This window comes from Streptomyces sp. CA-135486, from assembly GCF_050936555.1.
Classification (GTDB): domain Bacteria; phylum Actinomycetota; class Actinomycetes; order Streptomycetales; family Streptomycetaceae; genus Streptomyces.
Map to the genome: position 1 here is coordinate 777,633 of NZ_JBNJMM010000002.1, position 11,238 is coordinate 788,870.

The window sequence follows — 11,238 nt, forward strand, 5'->3', positions numbered from 1 at the left end:
TGGTGCGCGTGCGTGGTGCGCTGGGACTTGTGGTGCGCGTGCGTGGTGCGTTGTGCGTGCTGAATGTTCGGTGAGAGCGTGACTCACCGTCAAGGGCGGAAATCGGTCACGGGTGTTCGGATGTCGGACGAATGTGCTGCTCGCTGGTACGTCGCGGAGCGCTGGGGTTCACGAGAACCGGCGCTCCCGCCCATGCCGAAGGCCCGCCGACCCCGGGGCATCACTGCACGCAGAACTCGTTGCCCTCGGGGTCCGCCATCGTCGTCCATACCCCCGTCGGCTCGTTCACGTCATAGAGGACCCTCGCCCCCAGGCCCTCGAGCCGGGCGACCTCCGCTTCCCTCCCGTCCGGGCCGACATGCACGTCGAGATGGATGCGGTTCTTCGTCGTCTTCTTCTCCGGGACGCGCTGGAACAGGAGCCGGCGGCCCCTGCCCATGCCGCTGGTCTCGTCGAAGGGGTCGTCCGGATGCCGAACAGCGGCGTAATCGCGCCAAGCGTCCCGGCCGTGCGACTGGACCGTCGAGTCGTCCGGCAATTGGCCGTACCCGCGCAGACGGGCGATCAGTGCGCTGTGGTCCTCCACCTCGTAGCCCAGGGCCTCGGACCAGAAGTCGGCCTGGGCGTGCGGGTCGGACGTATCGATGACGAGCTTCCAGTGCAGTGCCATGGTAACCAGTTATAGTAGTTACGTGAGCGAGGCCGCAAGAGGACTGACCCTTCGCACCCCGGAGGGGCACACCTATCGATTCGACGCCGGGGCGCTCTGTCTTGAGCTGCTGCCCACCGGAGGCCCTGGAGGCTTCGCGCGGTACGAGGTGCTGCACGGGCCCGATGATCTGGTGCGGTGGGCGGCGGAGAGCCGGCTGCCCGGCGGGCTCGAGCCCGTTGTCACCGGCACGGACATGGCCGCGGCCCGTGCGCTGCGCGACGCTCTGTGGCGGCTCACCGCCGACCGGGCGCACGGACGTCCCCTCGGCCCCGATGACCTGGCCGTGGTCAATGAGGCGGCCGCGCAGGCTCCGCCCGCCCCGCGAATCACCCCGGACGGCTGCCGCGGCTGGGTCCGGGCTGCCACCGGGACGCAACTGCTGTCCGCCGTGGCGCGCGACGCGGTCGACCTCTTCACCGGTCCGTACGCGGACCGCATCCGCGAATGCGCCTCGCACGACTGCTTCTTGCTCTTCGTCGACACCTCGCGGCCCGGGCGCCGCCGCTGGTGCGCGATGGAGCGATGCGGCAACCGGAACAAGGTCCGGGCGCACCGCGCCCGGCACGCGGAAGGGGACTGATGATGCCTACGGGACTGACGCAGGACGCAGGCTGGGAGATCGGTGTCTCGAAGACGCTGCCGCTCCCCGTGGACATCGTCTGGGAGTTCATCGCGAGCCCCGAGGGCGTCGCCTGCTGGCTCGGCGAGGGCACCCAACTGCCCACCCGGAAAGGGGAGTCGTACGAGAGGGAGGACGGCATCGCGGGCGAGGTGCGCAGCTACCGGCCGGGGGACCGGGTCCGGCTGACGTACGGCACGACCACCCTCCAGGTCGCGGTCTCCGCCGCGGGGGAGAAGACCGTGCTCCGCTTCCATCAGGAACGTCTGGCCGACTCGGGGGAGCGCGAGCGGCAGCGGGCGCACTGGAAGGCCGTGATGGCCGAGATCGTGCAGGCGCTGGGGTTGGACTGAGGGCCTTAGGTGGGCCGGTCCTTTGGCCAAGGGCTGTTACGGCCGTGCCGCACGGCTCACATCGGGTCGATGAAGTCCGGCCCCTCGCCCGGAGCCGTCGGGCCCCCGGGAGGCTTGCGGCGTGGCGTCGTCGGGCCCGGCTCCGCCTTCTCGCGGACCCGCGCCGACTCCTGTTCCGCGATCGAGAGCCACCGCTCCCAGCGCCGGCGCATCGGGTGGATGAGGCCGCCGCCCACGCCCACGATCAGGATGCCCGCGATCGTGGCCAGCGCGGCGGTGAGCACCGGTCCGGTCACCGAGGTCGCGATCTCGGCCTGGCCGAGCGCCGCGATCACGCCGAGCGCGACGATGCAGGCCCAGGCGACCGTGGACAGGCCCCTGCCGTACGGGGTCTCGCCCAGTGCTCCCCGGACGATGTCGCGGACCGCGCGTGCGATCGCCATGGCCACCACGACGATCACGCAGGCGACGATCGCCTTCGGCAGCCAGGCGACCACACCGTTGATCATGCTGCTGACCGGATTGGGGCCGAAGACCCCGAAGCCCAGCTGAAGGGCGATCAGCAGGATCCCGTAGTAGAGGATCTTGGCGAGGATCCCGGTGGCGTCGTACTGCGGCCCCCTGAGGGCGTGCGCGACGCCGCTGCGCTCCGCGAGCCGCTCGAAGCCGACCCGGCGCAGCAGCCGGTCGGCGACCCGGGCCGTCAGCTTCGCCAGAAACCAGCCGATGAGCAGGATGACCAGGAAGGCAATCAACTTCGGGACGAATGTGGCGACCGCGGTCCACGCGTCGGTGAACCCCTGACCGAAGTCGACCGAAAGGGCGAGGGGTGGCGGCATGACGCGCTCTCTCCGCTCCACGGGCCCGGCCCGAATGGCGAAAGGCCTCGACCTCCGGCGTATCACCGGTCGAGCGGTCGGGCCCTGCGGCCAGGGCCCAAGGTGGGCCGATCGAGTGACAGAACGAGGGACGCAAACGAGGGACGCAAACGAGGGATGGAAACGAGGGACGGCAGGAGCGATGGAAACGAGGGACGGCTTCGCGGCCGGGCGTCAGGCCGTCGGTTCCGCCTGCGGCGCGGGCGACGCAGGCACCCGGGACGGCGGCGCCGCCATCGCCGACCGCAGCGCCTCGGCCTTCGTACGCCGTGCCGTCCTCAGCGCGTCCCACGTCAGACACGTCAGCGCCAGCCACACCAGTGCGAAGCCCGCCCACCGCTCGGCCGGCATCTCCTCGTGGAAGTACAGGACGCCCAGCAGGAACTGGAAGACCGGCGCCAGATACTGCAGCAGCCCCAGCGTGGAGAGCGGCACCCGGATCGCCGCCGCGCCGAAGCAGACCAGCGGCACCGCCGTCACCACGCCCGTCGCGGCGAGCAGGGCGGCGTGGCCGGCCCCGTGCGCGCCGAAGGTGAGCGAGCCGTCGGCGCCCAGCCAGAGCAGAAAGCCGAGCGCCGGCAGGAACTGGATCGCCGTCTCGGCGGCCAGTGACTCGAGACCGCCGATGTTGACCTTCTTCTTGACCAGGCCGTACGTCGCGAAGGAGAAGGCGAGCGTCAGCGAGATCCACGGCGGCTGCCCATAACCGATCGCCAGGACCAGCACCGCCGCGAAGCCGGTGCCCACCGCGACCCACTGCGCCGGGCGCAGCCGCTCCTTCAGCAGCAGTACGCCCATCGCGATGGTGACCAGGGGGTTGATGAAGTAGCCGAGCGACGCCTCGACGACATGGCCGGAGTTCACGGCCCAGATGTAGATGCCCCAGTTGACGGTGATCACGGCCGCGGCGACCGTGATCAGTCCCAGCTTCCGGGGGCTGCGTATCAGCTCCGGTATCCAGCCCCACCGCTTGAGTGCGAGCAGCGCGATGCCGACGAAGGCGAGCGACCAGACCATCCGGTGGGCGAGGATCTCCGCCGCCCCGGACGGCTTCAGCAGCGGCCAGAACAGCGGGACGAGGCCCCACATTCCGTAGGCCCCGATCCCGTACAGCAGCCCTGCCCGCTGTTCGCCCTCAGGCTTCATCTGCCTCTCCTGCCCTGCGCGCATCACCAGGACGAAGGTACGCGGGACAGGGCCGGGATGTCATGCCCGTATCGCCATACGGTCATGACCGGGCAGGGGGCGCGGCAGGCCCCTGCCGGGTACGACGAAGCCCGGACCTCCTGACAGGAGATCCGGGCTTCGGGGTACCTCAACGCATCAGCCGACGACGGTCCACGTGTCGTTGCCCGCCAGCAGCGCGGCCAGGTCACCCTTGCCGTTCTGCTCGATGGCGGTGTCCAGCTGGTCGGCCATCATCGTGTCGTAGACCGGCCGCTCGACACTGCGCAGCACCCCGATGGGAGTGTGGTGCAGGGTGTCCGGGTCGGCCAGCCGGGAGAGTGCGAAGGCCGTGGTCGGGCTGGCGCTGTGGGCGTCGTGGACGAGGATCTGCGACTCGTTCTCCGGCGTGACGGCGACGACCAGCAGATCGCCGGTCGCCGGGTCCCGTACGACACCCTTGTCGCCGTCGGCGCCGAAGCGGATCGGCGCTCCGTGCTCCAGGCGGATGACCGCCTCTTCCGCCTGCTGCTTGTCCTTCAGCACGTCGAAGGCGCCGTCGTTGAAGATATTGCAGTTCTGGTAGATCTCCACCAGCGCCGTGCCCTGGTGGGCCGAGGCCTGGCGCAGCACCTCGGTGAGGTGCTTGCGGTCGGAGTCGACGGTGCGGGCCACGAAGGAGGCCTCGGCGCCGATCGCCAGCGACACCGGGTTGAAGGGCGCGTCCAGCGAGCCCATCGGGGTCGACTTGGTGATCTTGCCGACCTCGGAGGTCGGGCTGTACTGGCCCTTGGTGAGTCCGTAGATCCGGTTGTTGAAGAGCAGGATCTTCAGGTTCACATTGCGGCGCAGCGCGTGGATCAGGTGGTTTCCGCCGATGGAGAGGGCGTCGCCGTCACCGGTGACGACCCAGACCGACAGATCACGGCGGGAGGAGGCGAGCCCTGTCGCGATCGCGGGTGCGCGGCCGTGGATGGAGTGCATCCCGTAGGTGTTCATGTAGTACGGGAAGCGGGAGGAGCAGCCGATTCCGGAGACAAAGACGATGTTCTCCTTCGCCAGGCCGAGCTCGGGCATGAAGCCCTGCACGGCGGCGAGGATCGCGTAGTCACCGCAGCCCGGGCACCAGCGCACTTCCTGGTCGGACTTGAAGTCCTTCATGGACTGCTTGGCCTCGGCCTTGGGCACCAGTGAGAGCGCCTCAGTCATTGATGGCCTCCTTGAGAGCGGTGGCGAGCTGCTCCGCCTTGAACGGCATGCCGTTCACCTGGTTGTAGCTGTGCGCGTCGACCAGATATCTCGCCCGGATCAGGGTGGCGAGCTGGCCGAGGTTCATCTCGGGTACCACTACCTTCTGGTAACGCCCCAGAACCTCCCCGAGATTCCTCGGGAACGGGTTGAGGTGGCGCAGATGGGCCTGCGCGATGGGGAGGCCGGCGGTGCGCAGCCTGCGTACGGCGGCGGTGATCGGCCCGTACGTCGATCCCCAGCCGAGAACAAGCGTGGTCGCGCCGTGCGGATCGTCCACCTCGAGATCCGGGACCTCGATGCCGTCGATCTTGGCCTGACGGATGCGGACCATGAAGTCGTGGTTGGCCGGGTCGTAGGAGATGTTGCCGCTGCCGTCCTGCTTCTCGATGCCGCCGATCCGGTGCTCGAGTCCGGGCGTCCCCGGAACCGCCCAGGGACGCGCCAGGGTCTGCGGATCACGCTTGTACGGCCAGAACACCTCCGTACCGTCGGCGAGCTCGTGGTTGGGCCCGGTGGCGAACTGCACCCGCAGATCGGGCAGTTCGTCGATGTCCGGGATCCGCCACGGCTCGGAGCCGTTGGCCAGATAGCCGTCGCTCAGCAGCATCACCGGTGTGCGGTAGGCCAGGGCGATCCGGGCCGCCTCGATGGCCGCGTTGAAGCAGTCCGCGGGCGTACGCGGCGCGACGATCGGGACCGGGGCCTCGCCGTTGCGTCCGAACATCGCCTGCAGCAGATCGGCCTGCTCGGTCTTGGTGGGCAGACCGGTCGACGGGCCACCGCGCTGGATGTCCACGATCAGCAGCGGCAGCTCCAGGGAGACCGCGAGCCCGATGGTCTCGGACTTGAGCGCCACGCCCGGGCCCGAGGTGGTGGTGACACCGAGGGCGCCGCCGAAGGCCGCGCCGAGCGCCGCGCCGATGCCCGCGATCTCGTCCTCGGCCTGGAACGTCCGTACACCGAAGTTCTTGTGCTTGGAGAGCTCGTGCAGGATGTCGGAGGCCGGGGTGATGGGGTACGAGCCCAGGTAGAGCGGCAGGTCGGCCTGCTTGCTCGCGGCGATCAGCCCGTAGGCGAGGGCCAGGTTCCCGGAGATGTTGCGGTATGTGCCGGTGGGGAACGCCGCGCTCGCGGGCGCGACCTCGTAGGAGACGGCGAAGTCCTCGGTCGTCTCGCCGAAGTTCCACCCGGCCCGGAAGGCGGTGATGTTCGCCTCGGCGATCTGTGGCTTCTTGGCGAACTTGGTCCGCAGGAAGGTCTCGGTGCCCTCGGTCGGCCGGTGGTACATCCAGCTCAGGAGCCCCAGCGCGAACATGTTCTTGGAGCGCTCGGCCTCCTTGCGGGAGAGCCCGAAGTCCTTGAGCGCCTCGATCGTCAGCGTCGTCAGCGGCACCGGGTGGACGCGGTAGGCGGCCAGCGAGCCGTCTTCCAGAGGAGAGGTGTCGTAGCCGACCTTGGCCATGGCGCGCTTGGCGAATTCGTCGGTGTTGACGATGATCTCGCCGCCGCGCGGCACATCGCCGATGTTCGCCTTGAGGGCGGCCGGATTCATCGCCACCAGCACGTTCGGCGCGTCACCCGGGGTGAGGATGTCGTGGTCGGCGAAGTGCAGCTGGAAGCTGGAGACGCCGGGCAGCGTCCCGGCGGGTGCCCGGATCTCGGCGGGGAAGTTCGGCAGCGTGGAGAGGTCGTTTCCGAACGACGCGGTCTCCGAGGTGAAGCGGTCACCGGTGAGCTGCATACCGTCACCGGAGTCACCCGCGAAGCGGATGATCACCCGGTCGAGGTGGCGGATCTCCTTCTCGCCGGCGTGCTTGCGCTGCCCGCCGACGAGAGCGTCGTTGGCCTCGTCGTCACTGGACTCATCGGCCTGCTCGGCTGCGCTACTGACCTGGCTGGTCACTGAACTGGACCTCCCTCGAGGCGGCTCCTCGGGTCCGGCCGGCCTGCCGGCCGTCCCACTAGCCACCCTACGTCGCTAAGGGTGACCTTCCTTGGACCGCTCATATGCCGGACATCCTTTTGAGACATCCTGACGCCCTGATGTGCCATGTTCCTTCTTCGCCCCCGGTCCTTCTGGTAAGACGCTCTCCACTCATTCTTCGGTTCTGGAACTGCCGCCCGGCTCGACAGTGAATCAATATCTGACAGAGTGTCAGTCAACTACGAGTTGAGGTAGGTCAACACCGCCAGTACACGCCGGTGATCCCCGTCGCTGGGGGACAGCCCGAGCTTCAGAAAGATGTTGCTGACATGCTTCTCGACCGCGCCGTCGCTCACCACTAGCTGTTTGGCGATCGCTGAATTCGTACGCCCCTCGGCCATCAGGCCGAGGACCTCCCGCTCACGCGGAGTGAGACCCGCCAATACGTCCTGCTTACGGCTGCGGCCGAGGAGCTGCGCCACGACCTCCGGGTCCAGGGCCGTGCCGCCCCGGGCGACCCGGACCACGGCGTCCACGAACTCCCGCACCTCGGCCACCCGGTCCTTGAGCAGATAGCCCACTCCGCGGCTGCTGCCCGCGAGCAGCTCGGTGGCGTACTGCTCCTCGACGTACTGGGAAAGCACCAGCACGCCGACCCCTGGATGGTCCCGGCGCAGCCGCACCGCGGCCCGTACGCCCTCATCCGTATGGGTGGGCGGCATCCGCACGTCGGCGACGACCACATCCGGCAGCGCCTGCTGCGCGGCCAGCTCGCCGACCGACTTGATCAGCGCCTCCGCGTCGCCCACGCCGGCCACGACATCGTGTCCGCGGTCGGTCAACAGCCGGGTCAGGCCCTCCCGAAGCAGCACTGAATCCTCGGCGATGACCACCCGCACCCTGTCCTCCACGACCCTGAGCCCCCTGTCGATCTTTTCCCACCCCTGCACCGTCCAGCATCCCAGTATTCGGACCGGACCGCGCCCAGGCTCGGACAATCGACGGGTTTACGGGTTCCTGAGAGGACGGGTGGCGGGGGTCAGCCACGCCAGGGCAGCTCGGCGGTGACCGTGGTCGGACCGCCGGCCGGCGAGTCCAGGGCGAGGATGCCGTCCACCGCGTCCAGCCGCTCCGCGAGGCCCGCGAGACCGCTGCCGGCCGACCCGGCGGCCCAGCCGCCGACGGGCAGCGTGGCGCCACCCCGGCCGTCATCGGTGACCTGCAGCATCAGCCGGTCCCGGGAGCGCCACACGTCCACCGTGGCGCGGCGTGCCTGCGCGTGCTTGCTCACGTTCTGCAGCAGCTCCGAGACGGTGAAATAGGCGATCCCCTCGATGGCGGGGGCGGGCCTGGACGGCAGATCCACCTCGACCGTCACCGGGACGGTGCAGCGGGAGGCGACGGCGGAGAGGGCTGCGTCCAGTCCGCGGTCGGTCAGTACGGCGGGGTGGATGCCGCGCGCCAGATCGCGCAGCTCCTGCAGCGCCACCTTCACCTCGCCGTGGGCCTCGTCCACCATGCGGGCGGCGGCCTGCGGGTCCTCCGCGAGCTTCTCCTTCGCGAGACCGAGGTCCATGGCGAGCGCGACGAGGCGGGCCTGTGCGCCGTCGTGCAGATCGCGCTCGATACGGCGCAGATCGGCCGCGGCTGTGTCGACGACCACGCCGCGGTCCGACTCCAGCTCGACGACCCGGGTGTCGAGCGTTGACGGCCCGAGGAGCCCGGCGACCATCAGCCGGTCGACCCAGGTCAGACCGCGGATCAGCCAGGCGGTCGCGAGTACGAGCACAAAGCCGACGGCGGCGGTGGCACCGATCTCGAAGGGGGTGTCGAGATAGAACCTGGTGCCGTCGCTGTCGCCGTAGAGGGAGATGCCCGGCTCGTCGAGATAGCGGGGGAAGGTCCACCGCCACAGGGGGTAGGTGAGCAGACCCCAGCCGGTGAACCAGAAGGTCGCGGAGACGCTGAAGGCGAAGACCGCCCACGGGAAGTGCAGCATCGCGTAGAGGAAGTGCCGCCAGGAGGTCCCGCTCTTGAGCACGGCGCCGACCCACGACATCAGCCCGCTCTTCCGGGCGCGCACGGGAGACGGATCGCCGACATCCAGCCGCAGCAGCCCCCGCGCCCGGGCCCGCTCCAGGGCACCGAACCCGCGGCAGCCCGCGAGCCCGGCGGCGAGGACGGGGATGCCGAGGAAGGTGACGAGCAGCCCCGCACCCATCGAGACGGTCGCGACGGCGAAGGTGAAGAAGGCGATGCTGATCGGCAGGCTGAGCAACAGATAGCCGAACTCACGCCAGGTGCGGCCCTCGAACGGCGCGCTCAGCGCCGGGGGGAGGAAGTGGTCCCGGGGCTCCGAGGGGTATTCCGTGGCCATCGAAGTCGTCCGTTCTGCGTATCGGGCTGTCATGACAGCAAGCCTCCCGTCGCGGAGGGGTCCGCACCATGAGGGGGGTTCCCGGATTGGGGCGGGGGTTTTCCCCACCCTTGGGGCTCGGGCGGGGTGCGCCCGGTGCGGGTCGCGGGGTGGCCCGGTGCGGGCGTGCGCGGTGCGGGTCGCGAGGTGGCCCGGTGCCGCGGGGTGCGGGCTCCGGGGGTTCGCCCGCGAAGCCACCCACCGGGCAGCAACCACCAACGCCCCCTGGCCCACGCCCCCTGGCCCACGCCCCCTGGCCCACGCCCCCTGGCCCACGCCCCCTGGCCCACGCCCCCTGGCCCACGCCCCCTGGCCCACGCCCCCTGGCCCACGCCCCCTGGCCCACGCCCACCACGACCGCGGTACGGGCGCCGTCGGGCTCGACTCTTCGGGGTCGGCGGCGTACGGGGGTGCGCGTTGATCACTTGGCGATTGCCGCCGATCCCCTGCGGGGGCGACCCTGCACCGCCGCTCCCCACGAGACGGGGCACCCGAGCGCGGCGCGAAGCTCCCGGCGGCGGGAGGTGGCGCCACGAAGCGGGCGCGTCCGGGGTGTGGGGCGCCCGCCGGCCACTGCGAGCCCGGGGGCGGGGCGGAGCCCCGGTCAGCCGGCGACCCGCCCCCGCCACGGCAGCTCCGCCCTGACCGTCGTCGGTCCCCCCACCGGCGAGTCCAGTACGAACACCCCGTCCACCGCCCCCAGCCGCTCCGCCAGACCCGCCATCCCCGTGCCGCCGTCCAGCCGCGCGCCACCCTGCCCGTCGTCCGTGACCTTGATCAGCAGCCGCTCGTCAGCCCGCCACACATCCACCGAGACGCTCGTCGCCCGCGCGTGCTTGCTCACGTTCTGCAGCAGTTCGGAGACGGTGAAGTACGCGATGCCCTCGATCGCCTCGGCCGGCCGTTCCGCCAGATCCACGGTCACCTTCACCGGAGCGGTACAGCGGGACGCGACGGCGGAGAGGGCCGCGTCCAGTCCGCGGTCGGTCAGTACGGCGGGGTGGATGCCGCGCGCGAGATCGCGCAGCTCCCGCAGCGCGAGCTTCACCTCGCCGTGCGCCTCGTCGACCATCGCCGCGGCCGTGTCCGGGTCCTCCAGCAGCTTCTCCTTCGCGAGGCCGAGCCCCATCGCGAGCGCCACCAGCCGCGCCTGCGCGCCGTCGTGCAGATCGCGCTCGATACGCCGCAGATCCGCGGCGGCCCGGTCGACGACCACGCCGCGGTCCGACTCCAACTCCGCGATCCGCCGCTCCAGTTCGTCGGAGGGGGAGAGCAGGCCGCGGGCCATCGCCCGGTCCGCGTTGGTCAGCCCGCGCGCGACGAAGGGCAGTACGGGCCAGAGCACGAACAGCCCCACCAAGGTCACACTGAAGGTCAGTACACCCCACGGCAGCCGGATGAAGGAGTACAGCACCGACCGCCATGCGACCGGGTCCTTCAGGCTCGTCCACAGCCAGGGCAGGACTCCGTCCTGCCGGTGCGGCCGGTACAACGGGCTCGGCTCCTCGATCCGTACCCCCAGCAGCGCCCGTGCCCTCGCCCGCTCCGCCCTGCCCAGCAGACGCGCACCGGCCAGCCCGACGGCGAGCAGGGGCAGACCGATCACGGTCACCGACAGTCCAGCGCCGGTGAAGATCATGAACGCCACGTAGACGAATCCGATCAGCGCCGTCGGCAGATTGGCCAGGAGATACGCGATCTCCTTCCAGGTGTGGCGGCCGAAGGCGAAGCGCGCGGGTGGCGGCCGGTCGTGGTCGGGTGCGGTGCTGCTCACGGTCATAGGGCCCAGCCTGCCGGGCCGGGACCGCCGCACGCCATGGGGTACATGGGTGGGATGAAGTAGGGATAACCCCACCCGCCGCCCACGGATGCGTGACCGACTGCTTACCGTCCCTTTAGCAGGGCCTAGACTCCCGTGCGT

10 protein-coding genes are annotated in these 11,238 nt (G+C 70.2%); 2 read left to right on the top strand and 8 right to left on the bottom strand.

The annotated features are described in order from the left end of the window. Positions 1-220: 220 nt before the first annotated feature. Positions 221-670, bottom strand: coding sequence for a VOC family protein (locus ACQEVG_RS22770; RefSeq protein WP_432986857.1), 450 nt, complete (start codon positions 668-670; stop codon positions 221-223). On the opposite strand from ACQEVG_RS22770, the gene ACQEVG_RS22775 reads away from it, so the two are divergent. Continuing rightward, on the top strand, positions 669-1,292 hold the full coding sequence (locus ACQEVG_RS22775; RefSeq protein ID WP_432986860.1) for a CGNR zinc finger domain-containing protein: 624 nt from the start codon (positions 669-671) through the stop codon (positions 1,290-1,292). The genes ACQEVG_RS22770 and ACQEVG_RS22775 overlap by 2 nt on opposite strands. Positions 1,293-1,294: 2 nt before the next feature. Then, positions 1,295-1,684 carry an SRPBCC family protein gene (locus ACQEVG_RS22780; RefSeq protein WP_432986862.1) on the top strand — a complete coding sequence of 130 codons (390 nt, stop codon included), beginning with the start codon at positions 1,295-1,297 and terminating at the stop codon, positions 1,682-1,684. A 56-nt stretch (positions 1,685-1,740) separates the two neighbouring features. Here ACQEVG_RS22780 and ACQEVG_RS22785 read toward each other — a convergent pair whose 3' ends face one another. The 7 genes from ACQEVG_RS22785 to ACQEVG_RS22815 form a co-directional block, all read right to left on the bottom strand. Continuing rightward, a complete protein-coding gene (locus ACQEVG_RS22785) occupies positions 1,741-2,523 on the bottom strand; it encodes a mechanosensitive ion channel family protein (RefSeq protein WP_432986864.1) in 783 nt (260 codons plus the stop codon). Between the two features lie 213 nt (positions 2,524-2,736). Continuing rightward, positions 2,737-3,708, bottom strand: a complete 972-nt coding sequence (rarD, locus tag ACQEVG_RS22790; protein WP_432986866.1) for an EamA family transporter RarD — start codon at positions 3,706-3,708, stop codon at positions 2,737-2,739. A 177-nt stretch (positions 3,709-3,885) separates the two neighbouring features. Further along, positions 3,886-4,935 (bottom strand): 2-oxoacid:ferredoxin oxidoreductase subunit beta, encoded by a 1,050-nt coding sequence (locus ACQEVG_RS22795; RefSeq protein ID WP_432986868.1) that lies wholly within the window; start codon positions 4,933-4,935, stop codon positions 3,886-3,888. Beyond that, positions 4,928-6,880, bottom strand: a complete 1,953-nt coding sequence (locus tag ACQEVG_RS22800) for a 2-oxoacid:acceptor oxidoreductase subunit alpha (RefSeq protein ID WP_432986870.1) — start codon at positions 6,878-6,880, stop codon at positions 4,928-4,930. Before ACQEVG_RS22800 ends, ACQEVG_RS22795 begins: the two co-directional genes overlap by 8 nt. A 260-nt stretch (positions 6,881-7,140) precedes the next feature. After that, positions 7,141-7,800 (bottom strand): LuxR C-terminal-related transcriptional regulator, encoded by a 660-nt coding sequence (locus ACQEVG_RS22805; RefSeq protein ID WP_432992817.1) that lies wholly within the window; start codon positions 7,798-7,800, stop codon positions 7,141-7,143. Positions 7,801-7,940: 140 nt separating this feature from the next. Then, entirely contained in the window at positions 7,941-9,278 is a 1,338-nt protein-coding gene (locus ACQEVG_RS22810) for a sensor histidine kinase (protein ID WP_432986873.1), read from the bottom strand. A 643-nt stretch (positions 9,279-9,921) separates the two neighbouring features. Beyond that, on the bottom strand, positions 9,922-11,097 hold the full coding sequence (locus tag ACQEVG_RS22815; RefSeq protein WP_432986875.1) for a sensor histidine kinase: 1,176 nt from the start codon (positions 11,095-11,097) through the stop codon (positions 9,922-9,924). Positions 11,098-11,238 lie beyond the last annotated feature (141 nt).